The sequence below is a fragment of the Neorhizobium phenanthreniclasticum genome (genome assembly GCF_040066075.1).
In the GTDB taxonomy this organism is placed as follows: Bacteria; Pseudomonadota; Alphaproteobacteria; order Rhizobiales; family Rhizobiaceae; genus Neorhizobium; species Neorhizobium petrolearium.
On sequence record NZ_JBEAAL010000001.1, the window covers coordinates 18,498 to 34,267 of the forward strand.

The following is a 15,770-nucleotide window of genomic DNA, read 5'->3' on the forward strand; positions in this document are numbered from 1 at the left end:
CCTTGCATGAAATCCGTTAAGCGGCTGTTTCTGGTCATTTTCATCATCTACCTCCTGCCGACATTCGCCTCGGCAGGTCTGTGGGCGATGAAGGACCGACCGTCGCGATGGAGCGAGGCGCGCTGGTCTTCCGCCGGGATTCTACCGAAGGCGGAACAGAGCGAACAAGCTGCGATCTACGTCTTTTCGGCGATGACCGGCGGGCTGAAGGGCGCCGTCGCCAGCCATGCCTGGATCGTCATCAAGGAAAAAGGCGCAAAAGCCTATACGCGCTATGACAAGGTGGGATGGGGCAAACCGATCCGCCGCAACGGCTATCCGGCGGACGCCTACTGGTATTCCAATGCGCCCGAGCTGGTGACTTCGGTGACCGGTGCAAAAGCGGAACAGCTCATTGCAAAAGTCGAGGGTGCGATCGCCGCCTACCCTTATGCGGAGCCCGGCGGCTACACCATCTGGCCGGGGCCGAACTCCAATACCTTCGTGGCCTATATATTGCGGACGGTGCCGGAGCTTGACGCCGTGCTGCCGCCGCATGCGGTCGGCCGCGATTATCTTCCGGGTGACGAATTCGTGCATCTCGACGAGGACTGGCGCGATCTGCACGTGACGCTGCGCGGGCTGATCGGCTTTTCGGCCGGTGTTCGCAGCGGTCTGGAGGTGCATTTCCTGGGGCTGGTTGCCGGTCTCGACTTCGCCAGGCCGGGCATCAAGGTGCCGGCGGTGGGGCGTATCGGAATTTGAGGGGCAGCTATGCGAAAAATGCAAAACGCCCGCAACCTGGCGGGCGTTTGACAATCATATGGTCAATCGACGATCAGAAGCCGACGGCTTCGCGGGCGACGCGGCGGATATCGCTTTGTGCGATGCCGAGGTCGTTGAGTTCGCGCGGGGTCATACGGCCCAGTTCGGCGACCGTCTGACGATATTTACGCCAATTGTTAAAGGTGCGTGCGACGTTCATGATGATCCCCCTTTCCTGGGTTTTCGAAGCTTAGCAGCCAGTCCTTGGCGCTCTCGTTTGCTTCGATGACCTTCATATAGTCCCGCATCGGTTGTTGTAAAAGTGCCTACTAGACACGCCACCCATGCAGTAAACGCATATCCAGGGCGATCCAGATCAATGACTGGCGAGAAAGGGAGATTGAATATCGACAACCACAAAAAGGAAAAGGGCCGCTCACGCGACCCTTCCATGAGTTTGGTCCGGTTGAACGAACCCGGGCGCTACATGAGCCGCCCGAAGGAAGATGAAGTTCAGGCCGAGGGCTGCCCCGTCAAGACCATCACCTTTCCATTGCCCGTTACGCAGACCGAAATCTCATTAGACATTGGATCACCTTCCTTTCATTACGTTGACGATGAAATCAAGGTAGGTGCAAGCGGCCGAGTCTGCAAGGCACGTTATGTAAACAATCGCGCATTTAAGTGAGTTGCGCAGACTCAGTCCCGTACCTAGAATTCGCCAGCTTCAATCACGGAAGCTCGCCTTTCAGCTCAATTTCAGAACGATCTTGCCTATATGGCTGCTGGTCTCCATCAGCCGGTGCGCCTCGACGACCCTGTCGAACGGCAGGACGGAATGGATGACCGGAGCGACCCTTCCCTCCTCCAGGAGCGGCCAGACCTGGGCCAGAAGATCGTCGCGGATGGCGCGCTTTTCCTCCGCCGTGCGCGGGCGCATCGTGGAGCCGGTGACCGTCAGGCGCTTGACCATGATCGGCGTGAGGTTCACCTTTTCCGCCGTATTTCCGCCGAGGAAGGCGATGATCGACAGGCAGCCGTCCTTGGCGAGTACCGAAAGGTTCTTTTCGAAATAGGCGGCGCCGATCATGTCGAGGACGACATCGACACCCTTGCCGCCGGTCTCCTGCCGGATCACCTCGGCGAAATCCTCGGTCTTGTAATCGATGCCGCGTTTGGCGCCGAGCCTCTCGCAGGCCTCGCATTTTTCCTTCGAACCCGCTGTCGCATAGACCGTCGCGCCAAAGGCCCTGGCAAGCTGGATCGCCGTCGTGCCGATACCGCTTGACCCGCCATGGATCAGCACGCTTTCGCCTTCCGTCAGCCCCGCCATCTGGAAAAGATTGGCCCAGACGGTGAAGAAGGTTTCGGGAAGCGCCGCCGCTTTCACGGCGTCATACCCTTTCGGCCATGGCAAAGCCTGCCCGGCCGGCACGGCGCAGTATTCCGCATAGCCACCGCCGTTCGCCAAAGCGCAGACCTTGTCGCCGGGCTTGAACTCGCGCACCCCCTCGCCGAGGGCAACGACCTCGCCGGCAATCTCCAGCCCCAGGATCGGGCTCGCATCCTTCGGCGGCGGATAATTGCCGCTGCGCTGCGCCACGTCCGGCCGGTTGACGCCGGCCGCCTCCACCTTGACGAGAATTTCTCCGGGCCGGATGGCCGGCAGCGGCCCTTTTGCTGTGACCATGACCTCCGGCGCTCCGAAGGAAGGCAGATCGATGAAACGCATTTCGGCGGGAAACGGCATGACGGGCTCTCCTGTGAGTGTCAGGCCACTGACTTAGGACAGTCCCTCACCGATAGGAAGGCGGCGTTCCGCCGCTCGGTCATTTTGTCTCGCCGAAGGCCGCGAAAACCAGGCCACCTTCGCTGTCTTTCGCATTGGCCTTGACGGCGGCGATCTCAGCTCCGATGCGGCCTAGATCATCGAGCAGCAAGCCCTGCGGTAATTCCAGAACCCCGATCGAGCAGCGCAGCAGCGGGAAATCCCGCTCGGCGCCATAGCGGTCGTGGCCACGGATCTTCCCCGCGATGCGCTCTTCCGGCGAATAGAGTTCAGCGACATCATCATGGAAATCGCTCAGCAGCCGTTCAAGGATTTCGTTCAGCTCCTCTCGGGTCCAATCGCGCACGCCGATGAAGAAGTCATCGCCGCCCACATGCCCCAGGAAAACACCGTCCGAGAAAAAATAACGCTTCATCAGCGCGGCAAAGAGCGAAATCGCGTGATCGCCCATGTGGAAGCCGTAGTGGTCGTTGAACGGCTTGAAATTGTCGAAGTCGCAATAACAGAAGAAGCGGGTCTCATCGTCGTCGCGGCCGCTCTCCTGCATGAAATCGCGGATGGCGCGGTTGCCCGGCAGGCCGGTCAGCGGATTCTGATCCTGGGCGATCTTCAACTGCTTCTCGTTGATGACCTTGATGAGCGAAGCCGCCGATACGACGCCGGCATAACGCATGTTCTCCGTCAGGATGATGCATGCGCTGTTGTCCATGTTGGCAAACAGGCTCATCAGTTCTTCCGCCTCCGCATCCAGGCCGATGACCGGGGCACGATCGACGAAATGCGAAATCGAGCGTTCGTAGACCTTGTTCTTCAAAAGGTCGCGACCGAAGGGCTGGTAGATATATTCCTTCAGGTGGTATTCGTTGATGACGCCGCGCGGCTCGCCATTGGCATTCAGCACCGGGAAGAAGGCCTGGCGCGGGTTGCGGCGGAAGAGCTCGAAGACACTGTCGATGCTTTCGTTCTCGTAGACGGCCGGCAGGTGTTCGATCTGCTTGCGGATCAGTATCTCGTCCAGCGACTGGCTGGAGCGACGACCGCGGCCGATGTCGGCGAGATGAGGAAAGGCAGGCTGCAGCTCCGAGACGAAGGTCGTCGGCCGGGCGATGAACCAGCCCTGCACGAGATCCACGCCATATTCACGGCAGGCTAAGAATTCCGCTTCCGTCTCGATACCTTCGGCGATCACCCGAATGCCGAGCACATGGGCGATGTTGACGATGTTCTTGACGAGATGGCGCTTGCGCGGATTGCGGTCGACGCCGGCGACGAAATGCCGGTCGATTTTCAGATAGTCCACCGGATAATCGCAGAGCAGCTTCATTTCGCCATGGCCGACACCGAAATCGTCGATCGCAAGCTTGAAGCCCTCCTTGCGCATCCATGTCACCAGCTCAGCGAATTCCGGCACGCTGGTATTGTCGAAACGCTCGGAAAATTCGAAGCAGACCGAGGATGGCGCTATATTCGCCTTGCGCAGATGCTGCACCACCTTCTCGATGAAATGTTGGCCCTGATGAATAAGCCGCACATCAAGGTTGAGGAAGAGCGTCGCGGAGGAGAAGTCCGGCAGACTGGCGAACTTCGCCAGCGCACGGTTTGCCATCATCTGTTCGAGCAGCAGAAGCTGGCCGACCTCCTGGGCCTGGTCGAGCAGTTCGAGAGGAGAAGAGAAGCCGATCCGTTCCTGGCCACGCAGAAGGGATTCATAACCGAAGACCGAACCGGTGCCGACTTCGACAATGGGCTGGAAGGCATTTTCAAGCACCAGTTTCGCAAGGGTGACAAGCTGGTCGCTTGCATATCGTCTAAAGACACCCGGTTCCAATATGGCCGCAGACGACATCTACTCACTACTCCACTGCGCAATGGCCTAAAACACAGTGGTGAGGCTCCCATCAATTCGTCAAAAATCCCTTTCACGAAAATGACGTTTCGATGAAAGTTCGATGACAGGAGAATGCATTTTTATACAATATTATAACGACTTAATCGTATCGATGCCGATCGCTCGCTCAGCCTTTGGCGGCAAGCGCCACGGCAATCAGCGCCCACCCCTGCATCATGAGATCGACGGCCAGGAAGAGGCCGAGGATGAAGAGGCTGTTGACCGGCCAGCCGAGCGCGATCACCAGGCCCGCAAGCGCGGTCACGATGCCGCCGACGATGATCCAGCCGGAGCCGCGCACAGGCCGCATCCTGAAGCCGACCCAGAGGCGGAAAATCCCCGCGACGACGAGCGCCACGGCCATGAGGAGAGTGAGGACGGCCGCCGTCAGAGCCGGGTTCCAGAAGGCCAGCACCCCGGCAATGGTATAAAGAATGCCACTCAGCGCCCAGAACAGCATCTGATCCCAGCCCTTCACCTGGAAGGCGTGGACGAGATAGGCGACGCCGCCGACCAGCATCATCATGCCGATGTATAGGACGGAAACAACGGTCGCCGCGAAGAGATTGGCGAGCGCCAGAAAGCCGAAAACCAGGAGAAGAATGCCGAGGGCGAGAAACCAGCCCCATTTGTCACGAATTGCTGCGACTGCCGGAGTATCGATACCGAATGCCATGACCAACCCCTCTCTTGTAAACCCTACCCGAACTTATCCGATAGGATGTGGAGCGGATTTGACCAAGGTCAACGGCGCGCGCTTATGCGGCGTGATGGATCGGGATGTTTAGTCACCTGCAAGAGCCTGCGCTTTTGAGATAGGATGGTTCGCAATCGTTTCTTGATTGCGATCGAGATCAAAAATAACTCAACCTGGCGAGGGAATCTAAGGTGATATCGAGATGGTCACGGCAGGACGGCAATGCATATCCACGCTTCGTCTCAAGTGCGGGATTGGTCTATGCGATATCGCGGTCTATCTCCAGCATTGTCTGTGGGCAGATCCTCGGGACAAGCCCGAGGATGACGGTGGAGAGACCGAGCCTCAGGTCCCTGTAGAGAACCTTGAGCAAGTTGCGAGGGTTCTTGTTTTGCCAGCCTGTGCCATACAACCCGTCATCCTCGGGCTTGTCCCGAGGATCTACCCACAGACGGGCCGCCTACAAATGCCCGCCATGAGCAGGAGGCTGGATGCATCATACGCTGATCGGGCCGGAAGAGGACCATGCGCATGACCCGCCCCAACATCCTCATCGTCATGGTCGACCAGTTGAACGGAACGCTGTTTCCGGACGGACCGGCGGAATGGCTGCACGTGCCGCACCTCAAGGCGCTCGCCGCCCGCGCGGCTCGGTTTCGAAACAATTACACGTCCTCGCCGCTCTGCGCCCCGGCGCGCGCCTCCTTCATGGCCGGGCAGCTTCCGAGCCGCACGCGCGTCTACGACAATGCCGCCGAATACGCCTCCTCGATCCCCACCTATGCGCACCATCTGCGCCGCACCGGTTACTACACCGCGCTTTCCGGCAAGATGCATTTCGTCGGGCCGGACCAGCTGCACGGCTTCGAGGAACGGTTGACGACCGACATCTATCCGGCCGATTTCGGCTGGACGCCGGACTACCGGAAGCCGGGCGAGCGGATCGACTGGTGGTATCACAATCTCGGCTCGGTGACCGGTGCGGGCGTCGCCGAAATCACCAACCAGATGGAATATGACGACGAGGTCGCCTTCCTCGCAAACCAGAAGCTCTACCAGCTTGCCCGCGAAAACGACGACCAGGAGCGTCGGCCGTGGTGCCTCACCGTCTCGTTCACCCATCCGCACGATCCCTACGTGGCGCGGAAGAAATTCTGGGATCTTTACGAGGATTGCGAGCACCTTCTGCCCGAGGTCGGGGAAATCCCGCTTGAGGAACAGGATCCGCATTCGCAGCGCCTCATCCTTTCCTGCGATTACCAGAATTTCGACGTGACGGAAGAGAATATCCGCCGCTCGCGCCGGGCCTATTTCGCCAACATCTCCTATATCGACGAGAAGATCGGCGAGCTTGTCGATACGCTGACGCGGACGCGCATGCTCTCCGACACGCTGATCGTGTTCTGCTCCGACCATGGCGACATGCTGGGCGAGCGCGGGCTGTGGTTCAAGATGAACTTCTTCGAAGGTTCGGCGCGCGTGCCGCTGATGATCGCCGGCCCCGGCATCTCGCCCGCTCTTTATACGGCGCCCGTCTCGAACCTCGACGTGGCGCCGACGCTCTGCGACCTCGCCGGTATTTCCATGGCGGAGATCGAGCCTTGGACCGACGGCGAGAGCCTGAAGCCGATGCTGGAGGGTGGCACCCGCGTGAGCCCGGTGCTGATGGAATATGCCGCAGAAGGCTCCTATGCCCCTCTCGTCGCGATCCGTGAGGGCAGATGGAAATATGTCCATTGCGAACTGGATCCGGAACAGCTCTTCGACCTCGACGCCGACCGACAAGAGCTGAAGAACCTTGCCGCAGATCCGGCCTTTGCGGATGTGATGGAAAGGTTTAGAGCAACGCGCAAAGAAAAATGGGACATGGCCGCCTTCGACGCGGCGGTGCGCGAAAGCCAGGCGCGGCGCTGGGTGGTCTACGAGGCGCTCCGAAACGGCGCCTATTTCCCCTGGGACCACCAGCCTCTGCAGAAAGCATCGGAGCGCTACATGCGCAACCATATGGACCTGAACATCCTCGAAGAATCAAAGCGTTATCCACGAGGCGAATGAGATGAAAGCCCAACCCGTCGCCAGCCATTTCATTGATGGCGAATATGTCGAGGACACGGATGGCACTGTCATCGAAAGCCTCTATCCGGCAACCGGCGAGGTGATCGCGCGGCTGCATGCGGCAACGCCTGCCATCGTCGAAAAGGCGATCGCGGCCGCCAAGCGCGCCCAGCCGGAATGGGCGGCAATGAGCCCGACGGCGCGCGGGCGCATATTGAAACGCGCCGCCGAAATCATGCGCGAACGCAATCGCGCGCTTTCCGAACTCGAAACGCTCGATACCGGCAAGCCGATCCAGGAGACGATCGTCGCCGACCCCACCTCGGGCGCGGACAGTTTCGAATTCTTCGGCGGGGTGATCGCCGCGGGCATGAACGGCGACTACATCCCGCTCGGGCGCGACTTCGCCTATACAAAGCGCGTGCCGCTTGGCGTCTGCGTCGGCATCGGCGCCTGGAACTACCCGCAGCAGATCGCCTGCTGGAAGGGTGCGCCGGCGCTCGCGGCCGGCAATGCCATGGTCTTCAAGCCTTCCGAGAACACGCCGCTCGGAGCCCTGAAGATCGCCGAAATCCTCATCGAGGCTGGCCTGCCGAAAGGGCTCTACAACGTCATCCAGGGGGACCGGAATACCGGCCCGCTTCTGGTCAACCATCCGGACGTGGCGAAAGTATCGCTGACCGGCTCGGTACCGACCGGCCGCAAGGTGGCCGCCGCTGCTGCGGGCAATCTCAAGCATGTGACGATGGAACTCGGCGGCAAATCGCCGCTGATCGTGTTCGACGATGCGGATCTCGACAGCGCGATCGGCGGCGCCATGCTCGGCAATTTCTACTCGACCGGCCAGGTCTGCTCCAACGGCACCCGCGTCTTCGTTCAGCGGGACATCAAGAGCGAGTTCCTGTCGCGCCTGAAGGAGCGGACGGAGAGGATCGTCATCGGCGATCCGATGGACGAGGCGACGCAGCTCGGGCCGATGGTCTCCTTCGATCAACGGCAGAAGGTGCTGTCCTATATCGACAAGGGCAAGGCCGAAGGCGCGACGCTTCTGACCGGTGGCGGCATTCCGAACCACGTGACCGGCGAAGGTTATTACATCCAGCCGACCGTGTTTTCCGACGTTATGGACGGGATGACCATCGCGCGGGAAGAGATTTTCGGGCCGGTGATGTGCGTGCTCGATTTCGACGACGAGGACGAGGTGATCGCGCGGGCCAACGCCACCGAATTCGGCCTTTCGGCCGGCGTCTTCACCGCCAACCTGACGCGCGGCCATCGAGTGGTGGACCAGTTGCAGGCAGGCACGCTGTGGATCAACACCTACAATCTCTGCCCGGTGGAAATTCCCTTCGGCGGCTCGAAACAATCCGGCTTCGGGCGGGAGAACTCGCTCGCAGCGCTGGAGCATTATTCCGAGCTGAAGACGGTCTATGTGGGCATGGGGCCTGTCGAGGCGCCGTATTGATGTTCACCACGGCTGTTGTCGCGCAAGCTCGCCCCCCTCTGGCCTGCCGGCCATCTCTCCCACGGGTGGGGAGATCACAAGTGGCACGACCTTCCTGCCAATTGAACGTTGCACCCATCAACACGGCCTTTTGTTTGGCGAAGCGAGTGCGCCCAGCCAATCTCCCCACCTGTGGGGGAGATGGCCGGCAGGCCAGAGGGGGGCTGACCGCGCACGACCTCACGAAAACGTCTGGAGAAAACTGATATGCTTCAGGCAGATTTCGTCATCATCGGTTCCGGTTCGGCGGGCTCCGCCATGGCCTATCGGCTGTCGGAGGACGGCAGGTATTCGGTGATCGTCATCGAGGCGGGCGGATCGGATTTCGGGCCGTTCATCCAGATGCCGGGCGCGCTCGCCTGGCCGATGAGCATGAAGCGCTACAACTGGGGCTATCTTTCCGAGCCCGAGCCGAATCTCAACAACCGGCAGATCACCGCGCCGCGCGGAAAGGTGATCGGCGGGTCGTCCTCGATCAACGGGCTCGTCTATGTCCGCGGCCATGCGGAGGACTACAACCGCTGGGAGGCGCTCGGCGCGACCGGCTGGGCCTATGCGGACGTATTGCCCTATTTCAAGCGGATGGAGACTTCCGAGGGCGGAGAGGAAGGCTGGCGCGGCACGGACGGGCCGTTGCATGTCAAGCGCGGGCCGGTGAAGAACCCGCTGTTCCACGCCTTCATCCAGGCGGGCCGGCAGGCCGGCTTCGAGCTGACGGACGACTATAACGGCTCGAAGCAGGAAGGCTTCGGGCTGATGGAACAGACCATCTACAAGGGCCGTCGTTGGTCTGCGGCAAATGCCTATTTGAAGCCCGCATTGAAGCGCCCGAATGTCCAGCTGGTCTACGGCTTCGCCAACAGGATCGTGATCGAGGACGGTCGGGCGGTGGGCGTCGAGATCGAGCGGCGCGGCGTCACCGAAGTGGTCCGGGCGAACCGCGAGGTGATCGTCTCGGCTTCCGCCTTCAATTCGCCGAAACTGCTGATGCTCTCCGGCATCGGGCCTGCCGAGCATCTGAAATCGATGGGTATCGCGGTGAAGGCCGACCGGCCGGGCGTCGGCGCCAACCTGCAGGACCATATGGAATTCTATTTCCAGCAGGTCTCCACCAAGCCCGTTTCGCTCTATTCCTGGCTGCCGTGGTTCTGGCAGGGGGTTGCCGGCGCGCAATGGGTGCTGTGGAAGGGCGGGCTCGGCGCCTCCAACCAGTTCGAGGCCTGCGCCTTCCTGCGCTCCGCGCCGGGACTGAAACAGCCGGATATCCAGTATCACTTCCTGCCTGTCGCGATTTCCTATGACGGCCGCGCCGCCGCCAGAAGCCACGGTTTTCAGGTCCACGTGGGCTACAACCTGTCGAAATCGCGCGGGAACGTGACGCTGCGTTCCGCCGATCCGAAGGCCGATCCGGTGTTGCGTTTCAACTATATGAGCCATACGGAGGACTGGGAAAAATTCCGCCATTGCGTGCGGCTGACCCGCGAGATCTTCAGCCAGAAGGCCTTTGACGACTATCGCGGGCCGGAAATACAGCCGGGAGAGAAGGTCGAGACCGATGAGCAGATCGACGCCTTCCTGCGCGAGCACTTGGAAAGCGCCTATCACCCGTGCGGCACCTGCCGCATGGGCCGCGCCGACGATCCCATGGCGGTCGTCGATCCGCAATGCCGGGTGATCGGTGTGGAAGGGCTCAGGGTCGCGGACTCATCGATCTTCCCGCACGTCACCTACGGCAACCTGAACGGCCCCTCGATCATGACCGGCGAAAAGGCAGCCGACCACATCCTCGGGAAAACGCCCCTGCCCCGCTCCAACCAGGAGCCCTGGGTCAATCCGCGCGCGGCGGTGAGCGACCGGTAGTCAGTGGCAATCTTTTTCGCACTGATGGCGGATAGCAAGGATGGTAACGGTTTTAACAGCTTCAATTTCGAAGAGGGCCACATAACCTGCCGAGCCAGTCGCGGTTTTCATGGCTGCACCTCATGCATCGCAATTGCAATGCATGAGGTGCTTATCCTTATCAAAAGGCCTAGAGAAACCCGATCCATCTTCCGGCGATCACCGCGCCGATCCAGATGAGGATGGAGAGCGTGGCGCCGATGCGAAGAGCGGCCGTCGGCGCGCCGCCGGAAAGGACCTCTTTCCAACCCTTGCCGAAATGGACGACAGCGACGTTGCCGAGGCCGAGTGCAATGAACCCGAGCTTCACGAGGAACGCCGGATTGCCGGCATATTCCACCGGCTTGACGATGAAGAGGCAAAGGCCGGTGACGATGGCGAGCACCAACCCCAACCCGGCCACGCGCGAGAGGTAGGCGGCAACCGCAGACAAAGGCACGGCCGGCTCGAGGCCGAGAAGCAGGATATCCAGCGCCAGGATCGCGCCGAACAGCATGCCGAGCCCAAGAATGTGGGCGGCATTGACCAGGAGGTAGAGCGTCGATGACGTGATCAATGCCCGGGCGATCGGCGTTTCGGCGAGCGGAGCAAGAAATTCCATTCCCGCCTCAGTTCGTCCGGATGCGTTCCGGATAGATGTCGAAGGTCTTGCCCGCAACGACGATCCGGACCGCTTTCATGCGTTTCTCATTGCGGTCTTCGGAGCGGTTGCCCGTGGCGGTGATCTCGTCGCCGACCTGCGCCTGGCCTTCCACGAAGCCGGAGCGGCGGGTCTGGTTCGGATTACCAAGTTCGACGCGCCAGATGCCGTCTTCGGCCTGGACTTCCAGTGTCGGATGCGGCGGGGCAAAGGAAATCGAGTGGATGGTACCCTTGAGGTCGATCTGGTCGGCCTCCGCCCAGGACCAGCCGTGATGGGCGGCGGCGGTGCCGGCGAATGCGGCAGCGATCGCAGCTCCGGCAAGAGTGCGGGTGATGGAACGATGAGGCATGGCGGCAGCTCTCCATTTTCTACATCCAGCTGCCCATCAACATGTGACGGCGAGACACCACCGCCAGAGTTTTTCACTGAATCTTGATATCATCTCCCGAAACTTACCCTGGAAATGAACTTTACGGCACATTCTGCGGCCCGCGGCTTGCAATCCATGCCGGGGAAGCGAATAAGCGGAGTCGATCCCAGCCAAGGTCGCCATGCCTGTTTCCTATCGCAAATCGAAGATGTTCCGCCGTTCGCGTGTCATGCGCGTATCCTGGAACGTGTGGAAACCACGGATTGTTTTCTGGATCGGCGCGATAGCAATCGGCTTTGTCAGCGTCGGCTTCGCCCTGGCCGCCGACAGGGCGCAGGACTTTTTCATCCAGTTGACCGAGCTCGGTCCCTATGCGTTCCTGCTGCCGCTCGTCCTGACGCCTGCCGGGTTCGCGCTGTGTGCCTGGCTGGCGTTCGCCGTCTTTCCTAATACACAAGGCAGCGGCATTCCGCAGGCGATCGCCGCGCGGCACCTGCGCAACGATACCCATCGGCTGGGGCTTCTGTCCCTCAAACTTGCAGTCGGCAAGATCGTCCTCACCATCGTTGGACTATTCTGCGGCGCCTCGATCGGCCGTGAAGGGCCGACCGTTCAGGTGGGCGCTTCGATCATGCTTGCCGTCGGCCGCGTCGGCGGCATGGCCCAGGCGCGCGGGCTCATCCTCGCAGGGTCCGCGGCCGGCATCGCCGCCGCCTTCAACACGCCGCTCGCCGGGATCGTCTTCGCCATCGAGGAGATGAGCCGAACCTACGAATCCCGCGCCAACGGCCTGGTACTGACGGCCGTCATCCTCTCCGGCCTTGCAGCGCTCGGGCTTGTCGGCAGCTATACCTATTTCGGGGAAACCTCGGTCATGGCCACCTCTCACCTCGACTGGGCGATGGTGGCGATCTGCGGCATTTGCGGCGGTGCGCTGGGAGCCGCGTTCAGCGCCGGCGCAATCCGCGCCTCCCGCAGGATCAGGCGGTGGGCGCATCCAAGCCCATTGAAGCGGATGGTCTGGCTTGCTGCAGGCTGCGGGCTGGCGGTAGCTGTCATCGGCCTCATCTCCGGCGGGCAGACCTTCGGCACCGGCTACAAGGAAGCCAGCGCCATGCTGGAAGGCGCAACGGTATCGCCAACCTTCTTCATCGAGAAGCTCGGCGCAACCTTCCTGTCGATGATCTCCGGCATTCCCGGCGGCATTTTCGCGCCTTCGCTCTCGGTCGGCGTCGGCCTTGGGGCGACGCTCGGCACCCTTTTCGGCGCAAGCATCGCACTCTCGGCCTTGCTCGGAATGGCTGGTTACTTTGCCGGCGTCGTGCAGGCGCCGATGACGGCTTTCGTGATCATCATCGAGATGACCGGCGACCACGAGGCCGTCATCCCCATCATGGCCGCTTCCATGCTCGGCTATATCACGTCGCGCATGCTGTCGCCCGAACCACTCTATCACGGGCTCTCGCGCGCCTTCATCGCGGCAAGCATCCGCGCCAGGCGGGCGGATCAGCAAGCCGGCAGCGCCCGAAGCCAGGGCGACGCCGTCACCGATACCTGACGCATGAAGGCGGAAGTCAGCGCGCCCCCGCGACCTGGTCGAAGGTCCCGCCATTGCCGAAATGCTCGGGCTGCGCCTTCTTCCATCCGCCGAAGAGCGGATCGTTGATGGTCACGAGCCTGGTGTCCGGCAAGGCCTGAAGAAGAGACGGATCGACAAGATCCCGGTTGACCGGCCGGTAGAAATTCCTGGCGGCGATCGTCTGCCCCTCCTTCGAGTAGAGATATTGCAGATAGGCTTCGGCGAGTTTCCGCGTCCCGCGCCGGTCGACATTGGCGTCGACGATTGCGACCGGCGGCTCGGCCAGGATCGAGATCGGCGGCACGACGACGTCGAATGCATCCTCGCCGAGTTCCTTGCGCGCCAGATAGGCCTCGTTTTCCCATGCGAGCAGGACATCGCCGATCCCTCTGTCCGTGAATGTCGTCGTTGCGCCGCGCGCGCCGGTATCCATCACCGGGACATGGCGAAACAGCTCGCTCATATAGGCCTTGATCTTCTGCTGATCGCCCTTGTATTCCTCGTTCGCCCAGGCCCAGGCCGCCAGATAGTTCCAGCGCGCCCCGCCGGAGGTCTTCGGATTTGGGGTCACCACTTCGACGCCGTCCTTGACGAGATCGCTCCAGTTCGCGATTCCCTTCGGGTTGCCCTTGCGCACCAGAAAGACGATCGTGGATGTATAGGGCGCGGAATTGTTCGGAAACTTCGCTTCCCAGCCGGGCTTTATCCTGCCGCTTATCGCCGAGATGGCATCGATATCACTGCCGAGCGCCAGGGTCACGACATCCGCCTCGAGCCCCTCGATGACCGAACGGGCCTGACGGCCGGACCCGCCATGCGATTGCTCGATGGAAACCGTCTCCCCCGTCTGCGCCTTCCAATGTTTCGCGAAGGCGATGTTGTATTCCTCGTAGAGCTCCCGGGTCGGATCATAGGAGACGTTGAGGAGCCGGCTGTCGGCATTGGCCGGTGTGAAAAGCCCGACCGTCAGGGAAAGGCCGAGAGCAACGACGCCCAACCTTCTGAAGAACCCCTCGCCAAATTCCCGGGTGAAACGAAACATGGTGTTCCCTCCTACTGGTTTCACCTAAAACTCTATCGACTAAGTCGTCTTAGTCAATCTGGTGCGAAGAGAAGGCAAAATTGTTTCCCCTCGCCGATGCAGCCGGCAAAGAAAGCACTGGCGGTTGGTACATGGAGAGAATGGCTGGGCCGGAAAGGTCCCGCTTCAGAAAATCGCAATCCTGCCGCAGTCGGGATTCTTGGGAGGATTTCTCTTCGCATATTCTGCATCGGGCGATTGCAACTATATACCGTTCCAGCGAATCCAGGATCGCCGCCTCACCAACCAGACCAAGCCATACCTGAATGGAGTTCGAGATTGAGCGTTGCCTTCACCAAGGAAGAGAGTTCCGAGACAGCCTCGGAAACCCTGCTGCCCGACCGTCCGATTTCTCCCCATCCAAATCTCGTTACGGATGCGGGATTGAGAACACTGGAATTGCAACTGGCTCAAGCTCGCGAGGCCTACAATGCTGCAAACGCAATCGAAGACGTGAATGAGCGGCGGCGGCAGGCGGCAGGCCCTTTGCGTGATCTGCGCTATTTTGCGGAAAGAGTTCGCACCGCCCAGGTGGTCCCCTACCCGACTTCAGCGGATACCGTGGCATTCGGCAGCACGGTCACCTTCAGCCGTGAGGACGGACGGATACAGAAATACCGTATCGTTGGAGAGGACGAAGCCGATCCCAAAGCCGGATCGATTTCGTATGTTTCGCCGGTTGCCCGTGCGCTTACCGGCAAGGCGGTCGGGGATGTTGTGACTGTCGGTGATCAGGAACTGGAAATCACCGCGATATCGTGGGACAGAAGCGAAAGCGCATGAAAACCGTCAGGATCGCCGCCGCACAGACGCCGGAATTCAGGAACGACATTGGGTCCGCCCTTGCGTGTCTTCGCGAGTTCGCCGCACGGGCAGAGGCCGAAGGTGCGAGGCTGCTGTGTTTTCCGGAAGGCTTCCTGCAAGGCTATCTACTGGATGAAGCCTCGGCGCGGCGTGTCGCGCTCGACCTCTCGCTGCCGGAATTCGAGGTGGTACTGCAGCAGTTTCCGAGAACCGGGCCAACGATCGTCGTCGGCATGATCGAGGCCGCGGGCGGTCGGCTCTTCAACACGGCATTGGTCGTCTCGCAAGGCAAGGTCGACGGCGGTTATCGGAAGGTTCATCTGCTCGGCGGAGAGAGGATATTCGACGTCGGCCATCAGCAAACCGTCTTCGAGGTCGACGGCCTGCGCTTCGGGATCAATATCTGCTACGACACGAACTTTCCGGAGGCCGCGCGACAGGTCGCCGATCTTGGCGCCTCTCTGATCGTCTGCCCGACCAACAACATGATGCCGCGGCAGAAGGCCGAGATCTTCAGGGACGTCCACAATGCCGTGCGAGGCGAACGATGCCGCGAAACAGGCCTCTGGCTGATATCCTCGGACGTCACCGGCGAGCGCGACGGACGCGTTGCCTGGGGACCAACCGCTGTCCTCAACCCGGAAGGACAGGTTGTAGCACAACTGCCTTTGGAAAGCCCCGGATTGCTGCTTTTCGACGTTCCGACGGCAGGCTAGG

General features: G+C 61.0%; 15 protein-coding genes. 8 read left to right on the forward strand and 7 right to left on the reverse strand.

Going from position 1 to position 15,770, the window contains the following annotated elements; all coding sequences use genetic code 11:
• The first annotated feature begins 6 nt into the window (after nt 1-6).
• A complete protein-coding gene (locus ABK249_RS00120; RefSeq protein ID WP_037157887.1) occupies nt 7-744 on the forward strand; it encodes a DUF3750 domain-containing protein in 738 nt (245 codons plus the stop codon).
• 73 nt (nt 745-817) lie between these two features.
• Here the strand turns inward: ABK249_RS00120 and ABK249_RS00125 are convergent, their stop codons facing one another.
• Nucleotides 818-964, reverse strand: coding sequence for a DUF1127 domain-containing protein (locus ABK249_RS00125; RefSeq protein ID WP_081953003.1), 147 nt, complete (start codon nt 962-964; stop codon nt 818-820).
• 180 nt (nt 965-1,144) lie between these two features.
• Between ABK249_RS00125 and ABK249_RS00130 the strand changes: the two genes are divergently transcribed.
• The gene (locus tag ABK249_RS00130) at nt 1,145-1,432 is read left to right on the forward strand and encodes a hypothetical protein (RefSeq protein WP_037157891.1); all 288 of its coding nucleotides are present in this window, start codon (nt 1,145-1,147) and stop codon (nt 1,430-1,432) included.
• 60 nt (nt 1,433-1,492) lie between these two features.
• On the opposite strand, the gene ABK249_RS00135 is transcribed toward ABK249_RS00130, so the two are convergent.
• From ABK249_RS00135 to ABK249_RS00145, 3 genes are all read right to left on the reverse strand, one after another.
• The gene (locus ABK249_RS00135; RefSeq protein WP_037157894.1) at nt 1,493-2,494 is read right to left on the reverse strand and encodes an NAD(P)H-quinone oxidoreductase; all 1,002 of its coding nucleotides are present in this window, start codon (nt 2,492-2,494) and stop codon (nt 1,493-1,495) included.
• 79 nt (nt 2,495-2,573) lie between these two features.
• On the reverse strand, nt 2,574-4,379 hold the full coding sequence (locus ABK249_RS00140; protein WP_348861898.1) for a bifunctional diguanylate cyclase/phosphodiesterase: 1,806 nt from the start codon (nt 4,377-4,379) through the stop codon (nt 2,574-2,576).
• 169 nt (nt 4,380-4,548) lie between these two features.
• Nucleotides 4,549-5,097: an HdeD family acid-resistance protein gene (locus ABK249_RS00145; RefSeq protein ID WP_037157900.1), complete on the reverse strand. Its 549-nt coding sequence runs from the start codon at nt 5,095-5,097 to the stop codon at nt 4,549-4,551.
• Between the two features lie 546 nt (nt 5,098-5,643).
• On the opposite strand from ABK249_RS00145, the gene betC reads away from it, so the two are divergent.
• The 3 genes from betC (at nt 5,644) to betA (ending at nt 10,537) form a co-directional block, all read left to right on the forward strand.
• Nucleotides 5,644-7,173, forward strand: a complete 1,530-nt coding sequence (gene betC, locus ABK249_RS00150; RefSeq protein ID WP_037157903.1) for a choline-sulfatase — start codon at nt 5,644-5,646, stop codon at nt 7,171-7,173.
• 1 nt (nt 7,174) lies between these two features.
• Nucleotides 7,175-8,638, forward strand: coding sequence for a betaine-aldehyde dehydrogenase (gene betB / locus ABK249_RS00155; protein WP_037157906.1), 1,464 nt, complete (start codon nt 7,175-7,177; stop codon nt 8,636-8,638).
• Nucleotides 8,639-8,884: 246 nt separating this feature from the next.
• Entirely contained in the window at nt 8,885-10,537 is a 1,653-nt protein-coding gene (gene betA, locus ABK249_RS00160) for a choline dehydrogenase (protein WP_037157909.1), read from the forward strand.
• 169 nt (nt 10,538-10,706) lie between these two features.
• Here betA and ABK249_RS00165 read toward each other — a convergent pair whose 3' ends face one another.
• Nucleotides 10,707-11,177: a hypothetical protein gene (locus tag ABK249_RS00165; RefSeq protein ID WP_037157912.1), complete on the reverse strand. Its 471-nt coding sequence runs from the start codon at nt 11,175-11,177 to the stop codon at nt 10,707-10,709.
• 7 nt (nt 11,178-11,184) lie between these two features.
• On the reverse strand, nt 11,185-11,568 hold the full coding sequence (locus ABK249_RS00170; RefSeq protein WP_037157915.1) for a DUF6152 family protein: 384 nt from the start codon (nt 11,566-11,568) through the stop codon (nt 11,185-11,187).
• 202 nt (nt 11,569-11,770) lie between these two features.
• Between ABK249_RS00170 and ABK249_RS00175 the strand changes: the two genes are divergently transcribed.
• The gene (locus tag ABK249_RS00175) at nt 11,771-13,147 is read left to right on the forward strand and encodes a chloride channel protein (RefSeq protein ID WP_348861899.1); all 1,377 of its coding nucleotides are present in this window, start codon (nt 11,771-11,773) and stop codon (nt 13,145-13,147) included.
• 16 nt (nt 13,148-13,163) lie between these two features.
• On the opposite strand, the gene ABK249_RS00180 is transcribed toward ABK249_RS00175, so the two are convergent.
• A complete protein-coding gene (locus ABK249_RS00180; RefSeq protein ID WP_052183135.1) occupies nt 13,164-14,210 on the reverse strand; it encodes a sulfate ABC transporter substrate-binding protein in 1,047 nt (348 codons plus the stop codon).
• 318 nt (nt 14,211-14,528) lie between these two features.
• Between ABK249_RS00180 and greA the strand changes: the two genes are divergently transcribed.
• Nucleotides 14,529-15,032: a transcription elongation factor GreA gene (gene greA / locus ABK249_RS00185; protein WP_037157921.1), complete on the forward strand. Its 504-nt coding sequence runs from the start codon at nt 14,529-14,531 to the stop codon at nt 15,030-15,032.
• Entirely contained in the window at nt 15,029-15,769 is a 741-nt protein-coding gene (locus ABK249_RS00190; protein ID WP_037157924.1) for a carbon-nitrogen hydrolase family protein, read from the forward strand. The genes greA and ABK249_RS00190 overlap by 4 nt, the downstream gene beginning before the upstream one ends.
• The last annotated feature ends 1 nt before the right edge of the window (nt 15,770 follow it).